Source organism: Stenotrophomonas sp. AS012628 (assembly GCF_010608305.1).
Classification (GTDB): domain Bacteria; phylum Pseudomonadota; class Gammaproteobacteria; order Xanthomonadales; family Xanthomonadaceae; genus Stenotrophomonas; species Stenotrophomonas geniculata.
In genome coordinates this window covers 1-207 of the sequence record NZ_VMBJ01000334.1, presented here as the reverse complement: position 1 = coordinate 207, position 207 = coordinate 1, and the positions used below count along the sequence as shown (strand labels likewise).

At 66.7% G+C, this 207-nt stretch carries 1 pseudogene; it reads left to right on the top strand.

Features of this window, described 5'->3' with window-relative positions:
• Positions 1–207, top strand: a pseudogene (locus tag G5A07_RS22150) (catalase); the annotation flags it as partial.

The window sequence follows — 207 nt, the reverse complement described above, 5'->3', positions numbered from 1 at the left end:
CACCAGGTCTACCACCGCGACGGCGGCATGCGGGTGGACGGCAACAACGCCCATCAGCGCGTCACCTACGAGCCGAACAGCTTCAACCAGTGGCAGGAGCAGCCTGACTTCTCCGAGCCGCCGCTGAGCCTGGAGGGTGCGGCGGACCACTGGAACCACCGGGTGGACGATGACTACTACAGCCAGCCCGCCGCGCTGTTCCATCTG